Source organism: Paraburkholderia diazotrophica, assembly GCF_038900755.1.
In the GTDB taxonomy this organism is placed as follows: Bacteria; Pseudomonadota; Gammaproteobacteria; order Burkholderiales; family Burkholderiaceae; genus Paraburkholderia; species Paraburkholderia diazotrophica_A.
Genome location: NZ_JBBPEN010000001.1, coordinates 964,419 through 986,794, shown reverse-complemented (window position 1 = coordinate 986,794; position 22,376 = coordinate 964,419). Strand labels below are relative to the sequence as shown.

Below are 22,376 nucleotides of genomic sequence, written 5' to 3'. Positions count from 1 at the left end.
CATGGCCGTTCTGATCGATCGCAATACCAAGGTGATCTGCCAGGGCTTCACGGGATCGCAAGGCACGTTTCACTCCGAGCAGGCGCTCGCCTACGGCACGCAGATGGTGGGCGGCGTGACGCCCGGCAAGGGCGGCACGATCCATCTGGGACTGCCCGTCTTCGATACCGTCGCCGATGCCGTCGATGCGACGGGCGCGAACGCGTCCGTGATCTACGTGCCGCCGCCGATGGCCGCCGACGCGATTCTCGAAGCCGTCGATGCGGAAATTTCGCTTGTCGTCTGCATTACCGAGGGCATTCCCGTCATCGACATGGTGCGCCTCAAGCGCGCGCTGGCCGGTTCGGCGACGCGCCTGATCGGGCCGAATTGCCCGGGCGTCATCACGCCGGGTCAATGCAAGATCGGCATCATGCCGGGGCACATTCACCGTCCGGGCAAGATCGGCGTCGTGTCGCGCTCGGGCACGCTGACGTATGAAGCCGTCGCGCAGACCTCGGCGGCAGGCCTCGGCCAGACGACGTGCATCGGCATCGGCGGCGACCCCGTGAACGGGACGAACTTCATCGACTGCCTGGAAATGTTCGTCGCCGACGACGACACGGAGGGCATCATCATGATCGGCGAGATCGGCGGCTCGGCCGAGGAGGACGCGGCGCAGTTCCTCAAGGACGCGCGCACGAGCAAGCCGGTGGTGGGATTCATCGCCGGAACGAGCGCGCCGCCCGGACGGCGGATGGGTCACGCGGGCGCGATCATTTCGGGCGGCAAGGGAACGGCGGGCGCGAAGATCGACGCGCTGCGCTCGGCGGGAATTCATGTTGCGCAATCGCCGGCGGCGCTCGGCGAGACGATGCTGCACGCGATGCGCTGACGGTTCGCATAGAGCGATGAAAAAGGCCAGCGGACTATCAGGTCCGCTGGCCTTCCGGCGTAACGCATTTCACCCGCGCTCAACTCAGTCGAGAAAATCGCAATTCGCTTCGACGAACGCCGCAAGCCCCAGCGAGTGATCGCGCACCAGGCGCTCGGCGAGTTCGGTGTCGCGCTTTTCGAGTGCTTCGATGATGCGCAGATGATCGACAATCGAGCGCGACGCGCGGTCGCTCTGTGAAATCGTCATCCGGCGAATCGCGCGCACGTGAATGAAGATGTTCTTGATCGTGTCGAGGATGATCTGCGATTTCGACAGCTCGACGATCGCCTGATGGAACGCGATGTTCGCGTTCGAGTACTCGGCGATATGCTCGGCGGGCGTCGAATCGCGGAACTGGTCGAACATGTGGCGCAGCCGCGCGATCTCTTCATCCGTCGCGTGCAGCGTCGCCAGACGCGCGGCCATGCTTTCGAGCGCGGCCCACATCTGGATCATCTCGACGATCTCGCGCTTGCTCTTGCGCACGATATAGATGCCGCGGCGCGGCACCATGCGCAGAAAACCTTCCTGCTCCAGCAGCGTCATCGCCTCGCGCACGGGCGTGCGGCTCACGCCGAGCGATTCGCTCAGCGCGCGCTCGTCGAGACGGATCTCTTCGCGCGACGCGTAAATGTCCGCGTCCGCGATCGCCTGACGCAACATTGCGTAGGCCTGGTCGCGCAGACTGGCGTTGTTGCCGATGGGCTGCAACGCCAGGGGCAGGTTCAGTGCAGGTGTAGCCACAGCTTAGTTCGACGACCCGACCGCGTTCATCGCCGCTTCGACACGTGCACGGTACGGCGTGGCTTCACGAACGGTAGCGGCCTCGAGACCGATATAACGGCCGTGCTTCGACGCAAGCTCAGCCACATGCTGCGGCACCCAGCGCGTCAGCAGTACGGTTGCGGCCGAACCCAGGCCCACGACAGCGACGGCAAAGAAAGCGAGCGAGACGAAATCCATTTGTTGCTCCGGTCATTGAGTGATTGGATGACTCAATCATATGCTGCGTCGCGACAAAAATCAAGTATCTTGTATGTGATATATCAAATACTGTTGTTCAAAGGCAGCAACAGTCAAAACGTAGCACGGCGGGCGCAAACCCAACGGGGATAAAGCTTCGGACGAATACTGTGCTTCCCGGGGCATCGGCAAATTGTACTTGTGCAGATGTTCTTCAAAGGGAAACGGCCATGTGACGCCACTTTGAAAACCACGCGATTCCTCGTTTCATGTGCAATTGCAGCAGAAATCATGTCGCCGCCTCATTTTCCGCGCGGCCGATGCACGCACGTGGTGCGTCAGGCTGCCGCCTGCGACCCAATGTCGCTTTCAATCGCTGCATTCCGCTTCGCACAACGCTGCCGGCGATTTCCATATGCATTCAATTCTCATATTGCCAAGCCGCATCGGGCCGCCTATCGTCTCGCCAATTGCCGAACTCGCCTGACAAGCGGCGCATTGTCAAATATGTTGCACGCCAGCATATCCGCTTGAGCGGGCACCGCTCCAGTTTCGGCAATTGCAACCGATAACTAGTACGTTCAGCCTGACCGGAGACCGACCATGAGCAGCATTACTGAGCCCGGCGGCAACGCCCGCTCGCCGTCCTTCTTTTCAAAGCAGGCAACGATCGCCCAACCCGGCTTTTCCCGCTGGATGGTGCCGCCCGCCGCCCTCGCCGTGCACCTGTGCATCGGCCAGGCCTATGCGTTCTCCGTGTTCAACGGACCGCTGACCAAGGTGATCGGCGTGAGCCAGTCCGCGCCCGACGACTGGTCGCTGACCACGCTCGGCTGGATCTTCTCGCTTGCGATCGTGTTTCTCGGCCTGTCGGCGGCGTTCGCCGGCAAGTGGCTCGAAAAAGTCGGCCCGCGCCGCACGATGTTCACGGCCGCCTGCTGCTTCGGCGGCGGCTTCATCGTGTCGGCGATCGGCGTATGGACGCACCAGATCGTGCTCCTCTATCTCGGCTATGGTGTGATCGGCGGGATCGGCCTGGGGCTCGGCTACGTGTCGCCCGTCTCGACGCTGATCCGCTGGTTCCCCGACCGCCGCGGCATGGCGACGGGCATGGCGATCATGGGCTTCGGCGGCGGCGCGATGATCGCTGCGCCGCTGTCAGTCGCGCTGATGAACCACTTCAAGAGCGCAACGAGCGTCGGCGTGGCCGAGACGTTCGTTGTGCTCGGCATCGCGTACTTCATCTCGATGTCGATCGGCGCGCTCGCGATCCGCATCCCGCCCGCCGACTGGAAGCCCGCCGGCTGGACCCCGCCCGTCGAGACGAAGCAGAAGATGATCACGCGCAATCACGTGCATATCGATCAGGCGCTGAAGACGCCCCAGTTCTATCTGATCTGGCTGGTGCTGTTCCTGAACGTGACGGCGGGCATCGGCATTCTGGGCCAGGCGTCGGTGATGATCCAGGAAAGCTTCAAGAACACGGTGAGCGCCGCCGCCGCCGCGGGCTTCGTCGGCCTGCTGTCGCTCTTCAACATGGGCGGCCGCTTCGTGTGGGCATCGGCATCGGATTACGTGGGCCGCAAGAACACCTACTACATCTTCTTCGCGCTGGGCGCCGTGCTGTACTGGCTCGTGCCGACGTTCGCATCGGCGGGCAACATCGCCCTCTTCGTGCTGTGCTATTGCGTGATCCTGTCGATGTACGGCGGCGGCTTCTCGACCGTGCCCGCGTATCTCGCGGACATGTTCGGCACGGCGTTCGTCGGCGGCATTCACGGACGTCTGCTGACGGCATGGGCGGCGGCCGGCGTCGCGGGCCCCGTGCTCGTCAACTACATCCGCGCGTATCAGGTGGCGAACGGCGTCGCGAAAGCAGATGCGTACACGATGACGGTCCACATCATGACGGTGCTGCTCGTGATCGGCTTCATCTGCAATCTGCTCGTCAAGCACGTGCACGAGAAGCATCACATGACGGAAGCGCAGCTCGCGGCCGGCAACTGAAACCAGACAACGGAGAAACACAATGTCGACGCAAACCGCTCATCCGACGAACAAGGGACTGCTCGCCGTGTTCTGGCTGTACGTGCTGATTCCGCTGACGTGGGGCGTGGTGAACACGCTGCTGCAGGCAATCAAACTCTTCAGCTAGATGCTTTAGCTGATCGCGCCTGCAACCTGTAACGCAGGCCGAAACGAAGAGCCGGGCATTGCACATGCAATGACCGGCTTTTTAACGCCTGCGCCCCGCGCATCAGTCAGCCGCCGACGGACGCAGCTGCGACGGAAACGTGATCTCGAAGGTCGTCCCAACGCCTTCCTGCGAATCGAAACGCAGATCGCCGTCGAGCACGCGGCACAACTCCTTGACGATCGCGAGTCCCAGTCCCGCGCCGGGCACGTCGTCGTCGCTCGCGCGCTCGAACTCCTTGAAGACGCGCTCGCGATCCGACGCGCCGATGCCCACGCCCGTATCCGACACCCGCATGCACCACGTGTCGGCGCCGCGCGCGCTCAGCTCGAGCGCGACCTCGCCCGCTTTCGTGTACTTCGCGGCGTTCGTCAGCAGGTTGATCGCGATCTGCTTGAGCTTGAGCCGGTTCGACCGCACGAACTTCAACTGCGCGTCGCACGATGCGTTCAGCTTGAGCCCCTTCTCGCGAATCGCCGGATCGCACGACGCCACCAGTTCGTCGAACAGCGCGCGCAGGTCGACTTCCTCGACGGCCAGTGGAGTCGTATCGCCAAGCACGACCGAATACTCGACCAGTTCGTCGACGAGCACTTTCATGTCCGCGGCCTGCCGGTTCGCGAGCGCGAGCGCCGCCTCCGTTTTCGACGGCGCGCGCGAGACCAGTTGCAGCGCCATCGAAAACACGTTGAGGAAATTGCGCAGGTCGTGCACGACGCTGCGCGTGATCTGCATGCGCGACTCGTACAACTGGCCGACGAGCCGCTGCTTGAGCACCAGTTCGTGATTCGCGCGTTCGAGCCGCCCCGTGTATTCGTCGATCTTGCGATCGCGCTCGGTCACGACTTCGCGGATCGACGTGAGCGTGACGAAGCTCACTGCCTCGTCGATGAAATAGCGCGCGCGCTCCTCGTAGCGCCGGCTGAATGCGGGATGCGATTCCGCGTATTGAACGACGGAGCCCATCAGCACCTGCCGAAACAGATCGAGTTCGCGCACGAGCTCGTCGATCCGATACCCCTGTTTCCAGCGCATTTTGCCGTGCAGCTTTGCCTTGCGCTCGATTTCCGGCTCGACCTCGCCGAGATCCTGCGCTTCCAGCGCGCTGCAGATGCTCGCGAGCATGTCGGGGATATGATCCGACAACTGCTGGTACGTCAGGCGATCGGACTCCGTCAACTCGACCTCGGTGAACACTGCGTTCATCCAGCGTTCGGTGAGCGCGGCTTCGTCCTGCCTGATGTGATCGGCGAATGCACGCAGCGGTCGTGATTGCGTCGTGGCCATGGGTGTCAGTCGCCCCTCGAAGTATCGTGTGCGATGTCGAACGGCCTGCCCGGCACGCGCTCGATGCCACCGGATGCCAGGGCAATCCCCATGTCGGCTACACGCCGACGCCGGTCATCGTACTACGACTTCAGCCGATAGCCCGTTTTGAAGATCCACGCGATCACGACAAGAAAGATGCACAGAAAGATCGCCGTCATGCCGAGGCTGATGCCGACGCTCACATCCGCAAGCCCGAAGAAGCTCCAGCGAAAACCGCTCACGAGATAAACGATCGGGTTCAGCAGCGTCACCACTTTCCATCCGGGCGGCAGCATCGCGACGGAATAGAAGCTGCCGCCGAGGAACGTCAGCGGCGTGATGATGAGCAGCGGCACGAGTTGCAGCTTCTCGAAGTTGTCCGCCCAGATGCCGATGATGAACCCGAGCAGACTGAACGTGATGGCCGTCAGCACGAGAAAGAGCACCATCCAGAACGGATGCTGGACCTGAAGCGGCACGAAGAGGCCCGCCGTCGCGAGAATGATCAGCCCGAGCACGATCGACTTGGTCGCGGCCGCGCCGACATAGCTGATGACGATCTCCACATACGATACGGGCGCTGACAGCAATTCGTAAATCGTGCCCGTAAAGCGCGGGAAATAGATGCCGAACGACGCATTCGAAATGCTCTGCGACAGCAGCGACAACATGATGAGCCCCGGCACGATGAACGAGCCGTAGCTGATGCCCTCCACTTCGCGGATGCGCGAGCCGATCGCCGAGCCGAATACGATGAAATAGAGCGAAGTGGAAATGACGGGCGCGATCACGCTCTGCATCAGCGTGCGCCCCGTGCGGGCCATTTCGAAGCGATAGATCGCGCGGATAGCATGGAGGTTCATCACGCGTTCTCCTCCTGTTTGCGGTGCACGAGACTCACGAAGATGTCTTCGAGCGAGCTTTGCGTCGTGTGCAGGTCCTTGAAGCGGATGCCCGCTGCGCTGAGATCGTTGAGCAGCGCAACGAGGCTGTTGCTCTTCTCGCGCTCGGCGTCGTAGGTATAGATGAGCTCGCAGTTGTCGTTCGCGAGTTCCAGCCCGTACTGCGCGAGCGCGGCCGGCACGCTCGCGAGCGGCGCTTCGAGTTGCAGCGTCAGCTGCTTCTTGCCGAGCTTGCGCATCAGTTCCGCTTTCTCTTCGACGAGCATGATCTGTCCGCCGTTGATCACGCCGATGCGGTCGGCCATCTCTTCGGCTTCGTCGATATAGTGCGTGGTCAGGATGATCGTCACGCCGCTCGCGCTCAGCGACCGGACGAGCTTCCACATGTCGCGGCGCAATTCGACGTCGACGCCCGCCGTCGGTTCGTCGAGAAACAGCACGCGCGGCTCGTGCGACAGCGCCTTTGCGATCAGCACGCGCCGCTTCATGCCGCCCGAGAGTTGAATGATGCGGCTGTTGCGCTTTTCCCAGAGCGAGAGATCGCGCAAGACGCGTTCGATATACGCCGGGTTCTTCGGCTTGCCGAACAGGCCCCGGCTGAACGAGACGGTTGCCCAGACGGTTTCGAACGCATCCGTGGTCAGCTCTTGCGGCACGAGGCCGATCAGCGAACGCGCGGCACGATAATCGCTGCGGATATCGTGGCCGTCGACCGTCACACTGCCTTCGCTCGCATTGACGATCCCGCAGATGATGCTGATGAGCGTGGTCTTGCCCGCGCCGTTCGGCCCGAGCAATGCAAAGATTTCGCCTTTGCGAATGGAGAGATCGATACGCTTGAGGGCCTGAAAACCCGATGCGTATGTCTTGGATAGATTTGAAACCGAGATGATGGGCTGCATATCCGCGACGATAGCAGATGCCGCCGCGAAACGCCGCTACTCTGCTCAATCTGCCGCTCCCGCGCGGTCAATCGACGTTGAATTGTCAAACGTCGTCGCCGTCGTCCGCATCTTCCTCGACGACCATGCGCGCTTCGATGCGCACGGGCACGCGCGTCAACGCCGCGCCGAGACACGGCCCGTCGACGCACACGCCGTCCTCGAAGCGGAACATCGCGCTGTGATGCGCGCACATCAGATGCTCCGCTTCGTATGTCCAGAAGGTGTCGGCTTCGTAGTTGAGCGGTATCGAGAAATGCGGGCACACGTTGCGGTACGCCCATACGTCGTCGCCGCGCCGCAGCACGACGATCGCGGGCTTGCCCGCGCGTTCGTCGGCGCGGCTGCATGCGATTTCCTTGCCACCGCCATCGGGAATGTCATCGAGCGGACACAACACCGTGTCCGTCATCATCGCGCCACGTCCCGAGAGCGCACCAGCACGAAATCGCGCTGGACGTCGAAGAACGGACGCGGCAAATCCCACTCTTTCGCATCGGCCGCGCTGTCGTTCTTCACATACTCGACAATCAGCGATGCCTTCACGCCGAACACGGCATCCGATTCCACATAACGATCATCGGCACTGTAGAGCGCCGTCGTGATGGTCTCGTAGCCCGGCGCCTGAATCAGGAAGTGCACGTGCGCGGGCCGCATCGGATGACGGCCGACGGCGAGCAGCATCTGCCCGACGGGGCCGTCCGTCGGAATCGGATACGGCGTCGGCTTGATCGAGCGGAACGCGTATTCGCCGTTCGGCCCCGAGCGGAAACGGCCACGCAGATTGCTCTCCGGCTGGTCCGGGTCCTGGCCCTCGTACATGCCGTTGTTGGCCGTCTCCCATACTTCGATCAGCGCGTTCGGCACCGGCTTGCCCGACTCGTCGACGAGCCGCCCGCGAAACAGCGCCGGCTCGCCTTCCGTGCGCGCGATGTTCGCGCCATACGCTTCGTCGTGCGCGCCTTCGCGGTAGAACGGACCGAGCAGGCTGTTCTCCGTCGCCGACCCGGTCACGTCCTGCTTGCGATGTATCGCGTCGAGCATGATCGACAGGCCCAGCGTGTCCGACAGCAGAATGAACTCCTGGCGAATGCCGTCGCACTTCTTGCCCGTGCGCGTGAGAAAGTCGATGCCGCGCCGCCATTCGTCGCCCGTCAGTTGCACTTCTTCGGCGAACGCGTGCACATGCCGGATCAGCGCCGACATGATTTCCTTCATGCGCGCATCGCCGCAACCCGAAAGCGTTGCCAGCACCGTTTCGGTGATGGGATGAATCGCGCGATCGGCGGCGCGCTGAGTGGGTGTCTCGCTCATGATGTCCTCACGCTCTATGGGCGTTGGTCGAATGCGGATCGAGCGCCTGCGCGATCTCGTCTGCCTGCGGTTGCTGACGCGGCGCGGCAGTGTCGCGGAACACGACGCGCCGCCCGACGGGAAACAGTTGCAGATGCAGGCGCTGCGACACGTAGCCCCACAATCCCTGCGGAAAACATATCGTCACGACGATAGCCAGCGCGCCGAGACCGATCAGGTACCACGTGCCATAGTCCGACAAGAACTTGTTCAGCACAAAGAAAATCAGCGCGCCGACAATCGGCCCTTCGAGCGTGCCGAGCCCGCCGATCAGCACGATGAAGATGCCGAACGCCGTCCAGTTGACGGAGAACGCCGCATCCGGCGAGATGCGCAGATTGCCCACAAAGTACAGGCCGCCCGCGAGCGCCGCGCCGCACGCCGAGACCAGATAGACGACGAGCCGCGCGCGCTTTACATCGACGCCCTGACTGCTCGCCGCCACCGCGTTGTCGCGCATCGCCGTCAATGCGAGGCCCGCTCGCGAACGCAGGAACAGATACAGCAGACCGATCGCCGCCGCGACGATCGCGAGCGCGAGCCACAATGTGAGCGATTCGCGCAGCGCGCGCGGAATGCCGCGCAGCGCAATCAGGCTCGTGCCCGAGCCGCCGCCGAGCGCGCTGATATTCGCAAACGTGAGTCTGAACACTTCCGCGATGACCCATGTGCCGATCGCGAAGTAGCCGCCTTCCAGACGAAACGCGATCATCGACACGGGCACTGCGGCCACCGTCGCGATCAGCGCGCCGAGCGGCACGGCGAGAAACGGCGATACGCCGCAGTAGTTCGAGAGCACGAGCATCGCGTAGCCGCCGATGCCGAAGAACGCCTGCTGCCCGATCGACACCATGCCGCCATAGCCCGCGAGCAGATTCCACATCATCGCGAACACCATGTACGCGGCGAGTTGCACGAAATCGTGCAATGCTTCGCGCCCCGCCCACCACGGCGCGCTCGCGGCCGCGACGGCGAATGCCAGCAGCGCGAACAGCGTCACCTTGCTCGCGCGCGTCGCGCGATGGACTTCGAACGCGCGCGCCTGATTCAGATGCATCGTCATGACAACCCTCTCATGCCGTTTTCGGCAACAGGCCTTGCGGCCGCACGACCAGCACGCACAGGAACACGATATGGCCGAACCAGATGCCCCAGCCCGGATCGAAATAGAAGCCGATCTGCTGCGCGATGCCGAGCGCCATGCCGCCCGCGAAAGTGCCCCAGAACGACCCCATGCCGCCGATGATCACGGCCTCGAACGCGAACAGCAGCAACGCGGGTCCATCCGTCGGGGAGACGGCCGTGCGCATCGAATACAGCGCCGCCGCCACGGCGATCAGAACGAACGCGATGCCCATCGCGAGCGCGTAAGTGCGCCGGTACGACACGCCCATCAGCTGAACGATCTCGCGGTCGTCGGAGGTCGCGCGAAAGGCGCGGCCAAGCGGCGTGCGCCCGAAGAGCCACTGCATCGCGAACGCGAGCGCGAGTGTAGCCGCGAGCGTCACGAGCGGCAGATAGCCGGCCGTGATGCCCGCGAACGTCACGCTCTGCGCTTCGAAGCTGCCCGTCGCGATCGAGCGCGGGTCGGCGGAGAACAGTTGCTGCAACACGTTCTGAATCACGATCGACAGCCCGAACGTGACGATCAGCGAAGGCAGCGGATCGCGGCTGCTCACGCGGTTCAGCACCGTGTACTGCAGCGCGTATCCCGCGCCGAACGCGACCGCGAGCAACAGCACGAGCGACAACGCGAGCGGCACATGCAGCAGGCTCGTCAGCGCGAACAGCACGAACACGAGCAGCACGATGAAGTCGCCGTGCGCCGTATTCGTGAGCCGCATCACGCCGAACACGAGCGACTGCCCCATCGCAAAGAGCCCATACAGCGCGCCGAGCAGCACGCCTTGCACGACGATGTTGGCGAGCGTATTCATGCGGCCACTCCGAAATAGGCTTGCGTGATCGCTTCGTCGGAGACATCGGCGGACACGCCCGAGAGCGACACGCGCCCTTCCTGGAAGCAATAGAAACGCGACGACACGCGCCGCGCGAGCTGCACGTCCTGCTCGACGACGATCGCGCTCATGCCGTCCGACACGATGTCCGGCAGCGCCGCGTAGATCTCGCGGACGATCACGGGCGCGAGCCCCAGCGACAGCTCATCGCACATCAGCAGATCGGGATTGCTCATCAGCGCGCGGCCGATCGCGACCATCTGCTGCTGTCCGCCCGACAGCGCCGTGGCCGCATGATGCCGCCGCTCGCGCAACGCCGGAAAGAGCGTGTAGACGGCATCGAGATTCCAGCGTCCGGGCCGCCCGCTATACGCGCCGAGCAGCAGGTTCTCCTCGACGGAAAGACTCGCGAAGAGCCTGCGCCCTTCGGGCACGAGCGCAATGCCCTTGCCGACGATGCTCGCCGCCGCCATCCCGCCGATCGCTTCGCCGCGATAGGCGATCTGCTCGCGCTTCGCTTTCGTCAGCCCCGCGAGCGCCTTCAGAAACGTCGATTTGCCCGCGCCGTTCGAGCCGATCAGCGCGACGATTTCGCCGGGCTGCACGTCGATGTCGACGCCGAACAGCGCCTGAAAATCGCCGTAGAACGCCGTGAGACCGCGCGTCTCAAGTAGTGCCGCCATGTCACGCCTCCAGTCCGAGATAGACGCGCCGCACGTCGGGATCGTCCATCACGGCAGCGGGCTGGCCCTCGGCCAGCTTGCGGCCGAAGTTGATGACGAGGAGGCGATCGGCCACGGCGAGCAGCGCATGCACGACATGTTCGATCCACACGATCGTCACGCCGTGCTCCTTCACGCGGCGAATCTCGTCGACAAGCTCATGCGTCTCGCCCTGCGTCAGCCCGCCCGCGATTTCATCGAGCAGCAGCAGTTGCGGCTGCGTCGCGAGCGCGCGAGCGAGTTCGAGCCGCTTGCGATCGAGCAGCGCGAGCGTGCCCGCAAGCTGGTTCGCGCGACGCTTGAGGCCCGTGCGCTCCAGCACGTCGACGCACACATCGCAGGCCGCGCGCTCGTCGAGCTCGCCGCCGAAACGCGCGCCGACCAGCAGGTTCTCGAACACCGTCATGCCGCCGAACGGACGCGGCACCTGATACGAGCGGCCAATGCCCGCCGCGCAGCGACGATGCGGCGCGAGATGACCGACGTCGGCGCCGTCGAACTCGACTGTGCCCTCATCGGGCTTCGCGTCGCCGCTGACGAGATTGAACAGCGTCGTCTTGCCCGCGCCGTTCGGCCCGAGAATGCCGTATGTCTCCCCGCGCCCGACTTCGAAGCTGATCGCATCCGTCACCGTCAGCGCGCCATAGCGCTTCGATACGTTCGTGAGTCTGAGCAATGCGCTCATCGCAACTCTCCTCATGATGCTGGTGATGCCGCTGATTCCGCCGATGCGCTGTCACGCGATCAGCCTGAGCGGCCCGCTGACGGGCACAGCAGGCGCAAGCTGGTTGTTGACGATGGCGAGATCGAAGCGATGCTTCCGGCCTTTCACCCATTGCCCGCCGACGAGCGGTGTCTTCGCGACGTTCTTCACGGGCCCATTGCCCCACGCCACGTGACCGACGAGTGTGTCCAGCTTCGTCGACGCCACCGCATCGCGGATCGCTTCGTTCGAGTCGATGTCCTTCGCCCGCTTGAACGAGTCGATCGCGATTTCGAAGAGCGCGTGCGCGAAGCCGATCGGCTGCGTCCATTGCTTCGACGTGACCCGTTCGTATTCGTCGGCGACCTGGCGCGCGTTCTGCCCCGTCAGCGACGATTTGAACGGATGCGACGGCGACCACCACACTTCCGTCGACAGCCCTTCGCCAAGATCGCCGAGCGCTTCGATCGACGTCGGAAAGAGCAACGCCTTGCCGATCGAAATGACCTTGGGTTTCAGGCCCTGCTGACGCGCCTGCACGAGAAAATTCTTCGCGTCGGGCGGTATCACGACGCCTGTCACGATCTGCGCATTCGACTGCCTGAACGCGGAAATCTGCGCGGAAAAGTCCTGCGTCATGCTCTGGAAGCGGCCCGGGTCTTTCAATGCGAAGCCCTTTTGCGCGAGCACGGGCGGAAAGCCGAGCTTGGCGTCGCCCCACGCGTTGCCGTCGCCGTCGTTCGGAAAGAGGCCGCCGACGCTCCTGTTCGTCTGCACCGACTGCCACATGCCCGTGTACACGGCGATCACGTCTTCGAGGCCCCAGAAGAAGTGATACGTGTAGCCAAAGCCCTTCTTCGGATCGCCCTTGCGTCCGAAGAACCACGGCTGCCACGGCACGACCGTCGACACGCACGGCATCTCGTTCAGCTCGCAGGCGTCGCTGACGGGGTTCGCCGTTTCAGGCGTTCCCGAGACGAGCATGATGTCGACCTTGTCCTTCAGGATCAGATCGTTCGCCACTTCGCTCGCGCGATTCGGATTCGACTGGCTGTCCTTCACGACGATCGACACGGGGTACGTCTTGCCGCCTATCGTCACGCCGTTCTTCAGCGCGCCCTGCATCTGCTGGATCGTGAAGCGGTCCGCCTCGCCGAACGGCGCGAGCGGCCCCGTCTGCGGCGACACATAGCCGATCTTCAGCGTGCGCGTGCCCGCCGCGAACACGCGCGGCGAGAACACCGGTGCCGCCGCAGCAGCCAGCGCACCGCCCGCCGCGAGACTTACGAAGCGGCGTCTTCCTCCGTTGATGAGATCTCCATCCATTGCTGTCTCCTGCTTTTATACGTGGCGTATCTTCCTGCGTATCGTTCTGCGCACAGCCGCGCTATCCGGGCCTGCGCCCTTCGAATGCATCGCGCAGCAACGCGCGAAGCGGCTCGCGTTCCACCGGGCGCGGATTCCAGTAGGGACTCGTCAGCGCAAGCTCCAGCGCCACATCGATATCCGCCTCCCTGAGGCCGATGTCCTTCAGCGCGGTCGGCGCGCCGTGATCGCGCGCGAGATCGAAGACGGCTTGCGCGGCATCGTCCGCGTGCAGTGCGCGCGCGATCCGCCGCATCGCGTGAGGCGCCGCGTCGCGGTTGTACGCGAGCGCGTGCGGCAAGACGATCGTGTGCGTCTCCGCGTGCGGCAGGTTGAACGTGCCACCGAGCGTATGGCACAGCTTGTGATGCAGCGACATGCCGACGCTGCCCAGCACCGCGCCGCACAGCCACGCGCCATAGAGGCACGCGGCGCGCGCATCGAGATCGTCGGGCTTGCGGATCACGCCCGGCAATCCATCGCCCAGTGCGCGGATGCCCTCCTCCGCCATCAGGCTCGTGATGGGATTCGCGTCTTGCGCATAGAGTCCTTCGGCGGCGTGCGCAATCGCGTTGACGCCGCTCGTCAGCGAGAGCGCGGGCGGCAACGATACGGTCAGCGACGGATCGTAGATCACCGTCTTCGGCAGCACGCGCAGGTCGCGGCCCGTTTTCTTCACGCCGCCGTCCGTGAGGCCGTAGATCGGCGTCATCTCCGAACCCGCGTAAGTTGTGGGAATCGCGATGATGGGCAGCGCCGTTTCGAGCGCGATCGCCTTGCCGAGGCCCGTCGTCGAGCCGCCGCCGATCGCGATCGCGCAATCGGCGCCGAGTCGCGCGGCGACATCGCGTGCGGCACGCGCCGTTTCGACGGGCACGTGCATCACAGCTTCTGCGTACACGCCCGCTGCGCGCGGCCCGATGCGCGCGGCAAGCTGCTCGGCCTGCGCGCGCTGTTGCGGCGTCGCGAGCACGAGCGCGCGTTGTGCGCCGAGCAGTTCGATCTCGCGATCCAACTGATCCAGGCTGCCCGCGCCGAACACGACGCGCGAAGGCAAGCCTTGATAGACGAACGGTTTCATGACGTGTGCGTGCAGGTGCGCTTTAGCGCGGAAAATAAGGGGGAATCTGCGCATCCACGTTGACCCACACCGACTTGGCCTGCGTGTATTCGCGCATCGCTTCGAAGCCCATCTCGCGTCCGTAGCCGCTCGCGCCGAAGCCACCGAACGGCGAGCCCGGGCTCACGCGCTTGTAGCAGTTGACCCACACGATGCCGCTGTGAATCTCGCGCGCAATCAGATGCGCACGCTGCAGGTCGCGCGTCCACAGGCCCGCGCCGAGGCCGTATTCGGTGCCGTTCGCAATCGCGAGCGCTTCTTCGTCGGTGCGGAACGTCGTCACCGTCATGAACGGGCCGAACACTTCTTCCTGCGACACGCGGTCGGTCGGCTTCGCTTCGACGATGGTCGGCTCGACATAGCAGCCATTTGCGAGCGCCGCGCTATCCGGCGACTTGCCGCCCGACAGAACGCGTCCGCCCTGCTCGCGCGCGACGTCCACATACGACAGCACGCGGTCGCGATGCTGGCGCGACGTGAGCGGGCCCATTTCCGTCGTCGGATCGAGCGGATCGCCGATGCGGATAGAGCGCGCGAGCGCGACGAATTTTTCGAGCACTTCGTCCGCGACCGATTCGTGCACGATCATCCGCGACGCGGCGATGCACGCCTGGCCCTGGTTGTGGAAGATGCCGAACGCGGAGCCCTGCACGACGGCATCGACATTCGCGTCACCGAACACGATGTTGGCGCCCTTGCCGCCCAGTTCGAGCTGGACCTTCTTGAGATTGCCGCTCGACGCCTGCACGATCTTGCGCCCCACGGCCGTCGAGCCCGTGAACGCGACCTTGCCGATCTCCGGATGCTCTGCGATGTACTGGCCCGCCACCTGCCCGAGCCCCGGCAGAATGTTGACGACGCCTGCGGGAAAGCCCACTTCGGCCATCAGTTCCGCGATCGCGAGACTCGACAGCGGCGTAAGTTCGGCGGGCTTCATGATTACGCAGTTGCCGGCCGCGAGCGCGGGCGCCATCTTCCAGCTCGTGAACATCAGCGGGAAATTCCACGGCACCACCTGTCCGACGATGCCGACCGGCTCGCGCGTCAGGTAGTTCAGAAAGCCCTGCTCGACGGGAATCACCGAGCCCTCGAACTTGTCGGCCATGCCGCCGAAATAGCGAAACGTGGCGGCCGTGCGCGGCACGTCGAGATAGCGCGTGTCGCGAATCGGATGACCTGTGTCGATCGATTCGAGATGCGCGAGCCTGTCCGCGTTCGCTTCGATCGCATCGGCGAGCTTCAGCAGCAAACGGCCGCGCTCGGCCGCCGCGAGGTTGCTCCACTTCGGAAACGCCGCTTTCGCCGCGGCCACTGCGCGATCGATGTCGGCGTGATTCGCCATCGACACGTCGGCGATCACGGAGTTGTCGTGAGGATTGAGCGTGGCGAGGGTTTCGCCGCTAAGCGATGGCACGAAGCGGCCGTCGATGAAGAGTTGCGTTTGCATGTCAGTCCTGCTCGATGAGTCGTTTGGGCGTGAGCGTCCCCGCGGCGCCAGCTGTCTGGCGCCGTGCGTCGCATGATCGGTAACAACCGGAAGTGCTTAGAACTGGATCGGGTAAGGCGGCAGTTCGCCGGTCTCGTATCGCTTCGGCAGATCGGGCGTCGCGTTCTCCCACACCAGCAGCATCGAGCGCTTCTGCGAATAGCCCTTGTGACGGATGTCGGCGGGCATCGCGGCGATGTCCCCAGCGTTCATCGTGATGCGCGCGCGCGGCTCGCCCGTGTCCTTGTCGGCTACATCCCAGACGATCTGATCGGACAGTTGCAGGAACCACTCGACGCGATCGTTGCCATGAAACACGGGCAGCACGAATTCTTCCGTGGTCGGGCAGAAGAGGCTCTGCTTGCACACCGACGTGACGGACGGATTCCAAGTGACATCCGAGCGCGACAGGTACTTGAAGAGATTGAACGCGTGCAGTTCCTTTTCGAAGCCCGGCGCGGCGTGAATCTCGGGCTCGTCCTGCACGACGTCGGCGAACTGGCGATTGATGGGGAAATCGTCGCGCAGCGGCGAATCGCCTTCGAGTCCGGGCATGCGTTTCGTCGCGATGCGGGTGCGCTCGATAGCGGCCACGTTGTCGCCATGCTTCGTGCCGAATGCGGAGCCCGTTTCTTCCGGGGCCGCGAACGGATCGAAGCCTTCGTTGACCCAGTCCTTCAGGATCGCCTTGAACGTCGCCATGATGACGGGCGTGTCGAACTGCTGCGTATGATCGACCCCTGCCTCGCGGAAGCTCGCGTTATAGGCGCCCGCATACATGTCGACTTTGCCGTAGTGATTGCGCGTGCCGATCACTTCGTCGAAGTTGACCCAGCCGTAGAAGAAGCCCCATGCGACGTCTCGCATCATCGCGCGCAGAAAGTCGTCGGCGTGCATCTGGTGCGAGCGCTGCTGGCCTTTCGCGGGCCACTTGAGGGTGACGAAATACGCGTCGCGCGAGAACTCGAAATCGCCGAGCTTGAACGTGCGATAACCCGTGACGACATCCGGCTCGCTCGCGCAGATGTTTTGCAGTGTGGTGACGGTGCTCATGACCTGCTCCAGAAAAGAGAATGTGCGTGTCGGGTTATTGAATGCAGATGTCCTGCCACTTCTCGACTGAGTAGCGGCCCAGAATGGTCTGCACGAGCAGCACGCCCTTTCCTGCCGTTTCGAAACGGTACGCGGCGCCTGCGGGCAACAGCGCCTGATGGCCGCGACGCAGCCGCACGAAGCCCATGCTCTTGCCGGACGGCGTGCCTTCGAGACGCACGCTGCCTTCCGTCTCTCCATCGACGAGGGGACCGTCCGACGGCTTGATGAAGTGCACGTCGATGTCGCCGTCCATCACGACGCAGAACTCGTCGTGCGAGGCCGTGAACCACGGCGACGTGCCTTCGGCGCGCAGCGTTTCGATCACATACTTGAGGTTCTTGCCGACCACGATCTTCTCGTATGGCGCGGCGTGGCTCGCAACTTCGAACACATTCGACATCGCATAGTGTTCGGGCTTGCCTTTGATGATTTCGATCGAGCCTTTACGGTAGCTGTCGAGACTCGCCAACCAGGTCTGCTGCATGATTGCCTCCTTGGATCTCCGTTGATCTTCGACACGTCGTGCGTGTTTCCATGGACGCAAGAGTAAGTGCCGCAAAGCGCAACAGCAATGATCCGAGGTTCGGCAAATCAGAACGCCGGGTGCGGACAACGGACCCCAGGGGAAGTACCTGGGGCGTCCGCCGCGTCCGCTACTGGTCGGCCAGTTCTTCGCCGACGCTCTTCATGTCGTCGTCATCGGGGACGATGCCGAGCGCCCTGTCCCACTGCGGCTCGCGCAGATAGCGCGCGCGCAGGAAATCGACGAACGCCTTCACCTTCGCGGTCGAGCGATGCGACGCGGGGTATACGGCCGACAGCCACAACGGCGGCGCCGCATAGTCGGGCAACACGCGTTCGAGCCGGCGCTCGAGCAGATCGATAGCGGCGACCATCGTCGGCAGATAGACGACGCCCGCGCCCGCGCGCGCGAACTCCAGCAGAAGATGCACGCTGTTGGTCTTCAGCACGGGATTCAGCGCGATCTCGAAGCATTCGTTGCCCTTCATCAGCGGCCACTTGTCGCCCCACGGATAGTACGAGTAGCGCGCGAAGTCGTGCCGCAGCAGATCGAGCGGCGTCTCGATCACGGGTTCTTCCTTCAGGTAGCCAGGCGCCGCGCACAGCACGCCGCGCACGGGAAAGAGCCTTCGTTCGACGAGCAGGTTGGATGCGGGCGGATAGATCTGCAACGCGAGATCGAAGCCTTCCTGCACGGGGTCGATCACGCGGTCGTTGACAGTCACCACGAACTCGATGCGCGGATGCTTCTCACGAAACTCGATCAGTGCCTGTGAGAAATGCCCGAGCGCGAAGCCGGGCAGCACGTGGACATTGAGCGTGCCCGCGAGCGACTCGTGCTGCTCGATCGAGCGGCCCGACAAATCGTGGATCTTGTTGACGAGTTCGGCACACTCGCGATAGTACGTCTCGCCGATCTCCGACAGACGCACGGCGCGCGTCGAGCGATGAAAGAGCGGCATGCCGAAATGCTCTTCGAGCTGCTTCACCCGCGAAGTGACGACGGATTTCGCCACGCCGAGCTGGCGCGCGGCGCTCGCGAAACTCTGGGCCTCGGCGGCCCGCACGAACGCCTCCATCGACATGAACAGATCCATGCTGTCTCCTGTGTCAGGCCGAACCGACCTTCGGAACCGACCTTACAGGCAGTCCGCCGCTCCGTTGCTGCAATGCACGACGGCCCGCCCTTCTGATAGTCCAAGTGTACGTTCTTTTGCGCCGTGGATCGCCCGAGGCGCCCGGATCAGCGTGCCGCGTAAAAACGGTCGGGCGCTTGCACTTTGTACAGCCACGGCGACGCGCGCGATATGACACGCCATGCCGCGCCCCCTTGCTGCAGCGCAATCGCAATGTCGCACGCTGGTTGGAACAGGCGTTGCTTCAAACGGCGAAAGCCATTGGCCTGACGGGAGGCTACATGCGTCTGTCGATCCTGATCAACACGTCCGACCCCACGGTCAATCACGACTATGCGGTGTTGTGGCTCGACACGCTCAGCCATGCGTGGACGTCGCACGATCGTCGCGGCGTCGAATTGCCGTCGTCGGGTGAGATGCGCGAGGACGGGCACATCGTCTCGCTGTGCGCACGCGGCGCGGATCAGCCGCTCGTGACGCTGTACGGTGTGCGCGTCGACCGGCGCGGCAACATGACGTCCGCGCAAGGCCAGGCGACGTGGATTTCACACCCGCGCGCCGATCCTGTCGCGGGCTTCTGGCGCTTGCAGGCCGTCGAGCGAGAGAGTTCGTGTGCAACGCGCCGGTAGTGCTCGCGTTGATCGTGCGTTTGCCAAGCACGAATAGCGCAAATGAAAACCGAAGCGCCGTTGCTGCAACAATCACAGCAACGGCGCTTTACTTCGAACGCGCGCTCAACGCGCGCTGATGTCAATCAAGCCGGCACCGATTCCGCCAGCTTCCTGCGCGACCATACACGATGCTGGCCGACGGCATCGATGAACGGCTTCAGCACAGCGTCGACGTCGTCGCCCGTCGACACGCCATCGGCGTTGTCGGGCAGATGCGCCGCGTTCAGCAGTTCCTTGCCCGCGCCGAGCGCCGCAATCGCCTTCAGATGCCGGAACGCTTCGAGCACGAAGTGGCGCGCATCGCCCGATTGCGTGAGCGTTTTCGCGCCCTGCTCGCCGCCACAGATCACGATGCCGTCGAACATGATCGACGGCATGCCGGCAATCGTCGCATCGGGGTTCATGCCGTCGATCGCGGCGAGCGTCGGCGCGATCAGCAGCGGCGTTGCCCCTTGCGCCTTCAACGCGGACTGCACGCTCTTGATGGCCGCGCCGTCGCTGCCCGGCGCGGCGATCACGGCGATCTTGCGCGTCTTGATGCCGGGCTTCACGCGATTGAGCAGGCTCAACGCAGGCGAAGGCGTCTGCTTGCCCGCCGCGCGCGCGCCCTTGCCCGGCTTCGGCAGACCGAGACCTTCGGCCACCGTCGCCGCGAGATCCGCATCGAAGTTCGCGAGAATTTCGTTGACGACGCGCGCGCGAACCTCGGGCTTCGTCACCTTGCCGAGTTCGAACTGGTACGCGAGCGCGATATGTTCTTTCTCGACGTCGCTCATGCTTTGATAGAAGAGCGCGGCCTGCGAGAAGTGATCGGCGAACGACTCGCTGCGCACGCGTATCTTCGTGCCTTCCATCGGTTCGGGAAAGCTCTCGAAGCCGCCGTCGGATACGGACGGCTTCGTTTCGACGGGCCAATCGTCGTTCAGCGAGTTGGGCTGATACGACGCCTGTCCGACGTTGATCGTCTGCCGGTGCATGCCGTCGCGCTGGTTGTTCACGTTCGGGCTCAGTGGACGGTTGATCGGTATCTCGTGGAAGTTCGGGCCGCCAAGACGGCTGATCTGCGTATCGGTGTACGAGAAGAGGCGCCCTTGCAACAGCGGGTCGTTCGTGAAATCGATGCCCGGCACGATATGGCCCGGGTGAAACGCGACCTGTTCCGTCTCGGCGAAGAAGTTGTCCGGGTTGCGGTTCAGCGTCATTTTGCCGATGATCTTCACGGGTACGATTTCCTCGGGCACGATCTTGGTCGGATCGAGCAGATCGAAGCCGAACGAATCCTGGTCTTTCTCTTCGATGATCTGCACGCCGAGTTCGAACTCCGGATAGTCGCCGCGCTCGATCGCTTCCCACAGATCGCGCCGATGAAAATCCGGGTCCTTGCCCGCGAGCTTTTGCGCTTCGTCCCACAGCAGCGAATACGAGCCGAGCACAGGGCGCCAGTGCAACTTCACGAGACGCATCGCGCCCTTCGCATTGACGAAGCGGAACGTATGGACGCCGAAGCCTTCCATCGTCCGCAGGCTGCGTGGAATCGCGCGATCGGACATCGTCCACAGCACCATGTGCGTGGACTCGGGCACGAGCGACACGAAGTCCCAGAACGTGTCGTGCGCCGATGCGCCCGTCGGCATTTCATTCGGCGCTTCCGGCTTCACTGCATGCACGAAGTCGGGAAACTTCATTGCATCCTGAATGAAGAACACAGGCATGTTGTTGCCGACGAGATCGTAGACGCCTTCCGATGTATAGAACTTCGTCGCGAAGCCGCGCACGTCGCGCACTGTATCGGCGGAACCGCGCGGTCCCTGCACCGTGGAAAAGCGCACATACACGGGCGTTTGCACAGACGGGTCCCGCAAAAACGCTGCTTTCGTGTATTCGGCCATCGACTCGTAGACCTGAAACACGCCATGCGCCGCCGAGCCGCGCGCATGCACGATGCGCTCTGGAATCCGCTCGTGATCGAAGTGCGTGATTTTTTCACGCATGATGAAATCTTCGAGCAGCGACGGGCCGCGCGCGCCCGCGCGCAACGTGTTCTGGTTATCCGCGATCTTGACGCCCTGGTTTGTGCGCAGCGCTTCGTTCTGCGGCCGTGCGCGCGAGCGTTCGAGGTCCTGCGACTTCAGGTCTGCCGCTGGTCCCGAGGGCTGTCCGTTGCGCGGCTTGTTCGTGGACTTGCTTGTCATCGGTCTGACTCCTTGCATGAGTGAATCGCGCGGCGACGGCTCGACGTGCGCGCGCATCAACAAGTGAGTTTTGCAAGGAATGTTCCCGGAAGTTGGGCCTTTCATCGGCGCCTTCATTGGCCCCTTCATTCGCTTGTGTTCGAGCCTTTCGTTTGATCTTTCGTCGATGCCGCCGCGTGCATACGGCACGCAGTTCACGCATGCGCGACGGCACTGCGCGGCACAGGGTTTGCGCAATAAAAGGTACGGGCGGGTCGACAGCACCGACTCGGAATGATCAATCCAACCCTGGGAGGTTAGACGATGAAAACCACGACGAAGAAGGTACTTGCTACTGCCCTGGTCATGGCCCTATCAGGCGGCGTGTATGCACAGGCAGGCGGCGGTGGCGGTAACGGAGGCGCGGGTGCAGGCGGCGGCGCGGCCGGCAACGGCGTCGGCGCAGGCGGCGGCAACACGGGCGGCGCAGGCGGCGTCGCGACACCTGGCGCGGGCGTCAACAGCATACCGCGCGGCACCACCAACGAAAGCGGCTACGGCTCGCCAGGCGTGACAGGCACGGGCGGCGGCACGGGCACAGGCACGGGCGCATCGCCGCAAAGCTCGGGCATGAACCGTTCGTACAACGGCTCGTCGAGCAACGGCACGATGTCCCAGCCGGACACGATGCAGCAACCGGGCAACGGCTCGCAGGGCAGCCAGTAACGGCTATCGATACGCGATCCACGTTCGATGAATCGAACGGGCGCCCCGACGTCATGACGATGTCGGGGCGCTTCGTTTGCAGCGGTATCTCGCGTGCGTGTCGCGCGTGTTCCGCGTGCGTGTC

General features: G+C 63.7%; 23 protein-coding genes. 5 read left to right on the top strand and 18 right to left on the bottom strand.

Translation table 11 applies throughout. The features are described from left to right. The first annotated feature begins 1 nt into the window (after window position 1). Window positions 2-874 carry a succinate--CoA ligase subunit alpha gene (sucD, locus tag AABE10_RS04565; protein WP_342932070.1) on the top strand — a complete coding sequence of 291 codons (873 nt, stop codon included), beginning with the start codon at window positions 2-4 and terminating at the stop codon, window positions 872-874. 84 nt (window positions 875-958) lie between these two features. Here sucD and AABE10_RS04560 read toward each other — a convergent pair whose 3' ends face one another. Together AABE10_RS04560 and AABE10_RS04555 are read right to left on the bottom strand one after the other, a co-directional pair. Then, the gene (locus AABE10_RS04560; protein WP_428983257.1) at window positions 959-1,660 is read right to left on the bottom strand and encodes a GntR family transcriptional regulator; all 702 of its coding nucleotides are present in this window, start codon (window positions 1,658-1,660) and stop codon (window positions 959-961) included. A gap of 3 nt (window positions 1,661-1,663) precedes the next feature. Then, complete coding sequence (locus tag AABE10_RS04555) at window positions 1,664-1,879, bottom strand: hypothetical protein (RefSeq protein ID WP_342932069.1); 216 nt, start codon at window positions 1,877-1,879, stop codon at window positions 1,664-1,666. A 603-nt stretch (window positions 1,880-2,482) separates the two neighbouring features. Here AABE10_RS04555 and AABE10_RS04550 point away from each other — a divergent pair. Together AABE10_RS04550 and AABE10_RS04545 are read left to right on the top strand one after the other, a co-directional pair. Further along, window positions 2,483-3,886 (top strand): L-lactate MFS transporter, encoded by a 1,404-nt coding sequence (locus AABE10_RS04550; protein ID WP_342932068.1) that lies wholly within the window; start codon window positions 2,483-2,485, stop codon window positions 3,884-3,886. A gap of 22 nt (window positions 3,887-3,908) precedes the next feature. Further along, window positions 3,909-4,034 carry an MFS transporter small subunit gene (locus tag AABE10_RS04545; protein WP_087739906.1) on the top strand — a complete coding sequence of 42 codons (126 nt, stop codon included), beginning with the start codon at window positions 3,909-3,911 and terminating at the stop codon, window positions 4,032-4,034. A gap of 102 nt (window positions 4,035-4,136) precedes the next feature. On the opposite strand, the gene AABE10_RS04540 is transcribed toward AABE10_RS04545, so the two are convergent. The 15 genes from AABE10_RS04540 to AABE10_RS04470 all read right to left on the bottom strand — a co-directional run bounded on the left by AABE10_RS04540 (window position 4,137) and on the right by AABE10_RS04470 (window position 18,645). Beyond that, window positions 4,137-5,360 carry a HAMP domain-containing sensor histidine kinase gene (locus tag AABE10_RS04540; RefSeq protein WP_342932067.1) on the bottom strand — a complete coding sequence of 408 codons (1,224 nt, stop codon included), beginning with the start codon at window positions 5,358-5,360 and terminating at the stop codon, window positions 4,137-4,139. A gap of 122 nt (window positions 5,361-5,482) precedes the next feature. Further along, window positions 5,483-6,244, bottom strand: a complete 762-nt coding sequence (locus AABE10_RS04535; RefSeq protein ID WP_342932066.1) for an ABC transporter permease — start codon at window positions 6,242-6,244, stop codon at window positions 5,483-5,485. Next, window positions 6,244-7,185, bottom strand: a complete 942-nt coding sequence (locus AABE10_RS04530) for an ABC transporter ATP-binding protein (RefSeq protein WP_342932065.1) — start codon at window positions 7,183-7,185, stop codon at window positions 6,244-6,246. The genes AABE10_RS04535 and AABE10_RS04530 overlap by 1 nt, the downstream gene beginning before the upstream one ends. A gap of 85 nt (window positions 7,186-7,270) precedes the next feature. Then, window positions 7,271-7,636, bottom strand: coding sequence for a Rieske (2Fe-2S) protein (locus tag AABE10_RS04525; protein WP_342932260.1), 366 nt, complete (start codon window positions 7,634-7,636; stop codon window positions 7,271-7,273). Then, window positions 7,636-8,538: an intradiol ring-cleavage dioxygenase gene (locus AABE10_RS04520; protein ID WP_342932064.1), complete on the bottom strand. Its 903-nt coding sequence runs from the start codon at window positions 8,536-8,538 to the stop codon at window positions 7,636-7,638. Before AABE10_RS04520 ends, AABE10_RS04525 begins: the two co-directional genes overlap by 1 nt. A gap of 7 nt (window positions 8,539-8,545) precedes the next feature. Continuing rightward, window positions 8,546-9,640: a branched-chain amino acid ABC transporter permease gene (locus AABE10_RS04515; RefSeq protein WP_342932063.1), complete on the bottom strand. Its 1,095-nt coding sequence runs from the start codon at window positions 9,638-9,640 to the stop codon at window positions 8,546-8,548. A gap of 10 nt (window positions 9,641-9,650) precedes the next feature. Then, window positions 9,651-10,514: a branched-chain amino acid ABC transporter permease gene (locus tag AABE10_RS04510; RefSeq protein WP_342932062.1), complete on the bottom strand. Its 864-nt coding sequence runs from the start codon at window positions 10,512-10,514 to the stop codon at window positions 9,651-9,653. Continuing rightward, window positions 10,511-11,218, bottom strand: coding sequence for an ABC transporter ATP-binding protein (locus tag AABE10_RS04505; protein ID WP_342932061.1), 708 nt, complete (start codon window positions 11,216-11,218; stop codon window positions 10,511-10,513). Before AABE10_RS04505 ends, AABE10_RS04510 begins: the two co-directional genes overlap by 4 nt. A 1-nt stretch (window position 11,219) precedes the next feature. After that, a complete protein-coding gene (locus AABE10_RS04500) occupies window positions 11,220-11,942 on the bottom strand; it encodes an ABC transporter ATP-binding protein (protein ID WP_342932060.1) in 723 nt (240 codons plus the stop codon). Between the two features lie 51 nt (window positions 11,943-11,993). Beyond that, entirely contained in the window at window positions 11,994-13,286 is a 1,293-nt protein-coding gene (locus AABE10_RS04495; RefSeq protein WP_342932059.1) for an ABC transporter substrate-binding protein, read from the bottom strand. 61 nt (window positions 13,287-13,347) lie between these two features. Beyond that, entirely contained in the window at window positions 13,348-14,406 is a 1,059-nt protein-coding gene (locus AABE10_RS04490) for a maleylacetate reductase (protein WP_342932058.1), read from the bottom strand. 22 nt (window positions 14,407-14,428) lie between these two features. Beyond that, a complete protein-coding gene (locus AABE10_RS04485; RefSeq protein ID WP_342932057.1) occupies window positions 14,429-15,892 on the bottom strand; it encodes an aldehyde dehydrogenase family protein in 1,464 nt (487 codons plus the stop codon). A gap of 96 nt (window positions 15,893-15,988) precedes the next feature. Further along, a complete protein-coding gene (locus AABE10_RS04480; RefSeq protein ID WP_342932056.1) occupies window positions 15,989-16,984 on the bottom strand; it encodes a hydroxyquinol 1,2-dioxygenase in 996 nt (331 codons plus the stop codon). Window positions 16,985-17,018: 34 nt separating this feature from the next. Further along, window positions 17,019-17,510 carry a hydroxyquinol 1,2-dioxygenase gene (locus AABE10_RS04475; RefSeq protein WP_342932055.1) on the bottom strand — a complete coding sequence of 164 codons (492 nt, stop codon included), beginning with the start codon at window positions 17,508-17,510 and terminating at the stop codon, window positions 17,019-17,021. A gap of 169 nt (window positions 17,511-17,679) precedes the next feature. Continuing rightward, window positions 17,680-18,645, bottom strand: a complete 966-nt coding sequence (locus AABE10_RS04470) for a LysR family transcriptional regulator (protein ID WP_342932054.1) — start codon at window positions 18,643-18,645, stop codon at window positions 17,680-17,682. Window positions 18,646-18,965: 320 nt separating this feature from the next. Here AABE10_RS04470 and AABE10_RS04465 point away from each other — a divergent pair, with 320 nt between their 5' ends. Further along, the gene (locus tag AABE10_RS04465; protein ID WP_342932053.1) at window positions 18,966-19,313 is read left to right on the top strand and encodes a DUF3564 family protein; all 348 of its coding nucleotides are present in this window, start codon (window positions 18,966-18,968) and stop codon (window positions 19,311-19,313) included. A 125-nt stretch (window positions 19,314-19,438) separates the two neighbouring features. Here the strand turns inward: AABE10_RS04465 and katE are convergent, their stop codons facing one another. Further along, complete coding sequence (gene katE, locus AABE10_RS04460) at window positions 19,439-21,547, bottom strand: catalase HPII (protein WP_342932052.1); 2,109 nt, start codon at window positions 21,545-21,547, stop codon at window positions 19,439-19,441. A gap of 303 nt (window positions 21,548-21,850) precedes the next feature. Between katE and AABE10_RS04455 the strand changes: the two genes are divergently transcribed. Continuing rightward, complete coding sequence (locus AABE10_RS04455) at window positions 21,851-22,252, top strand: hypothetical protein (RefSeq protein WP_342932051.1); 402 nt, start codon at window positions 21,851-21,853, stop codon at window positions 22,250-22,252. Window positions 22,253-22,376: the final 124 nt, after the last annotated feature.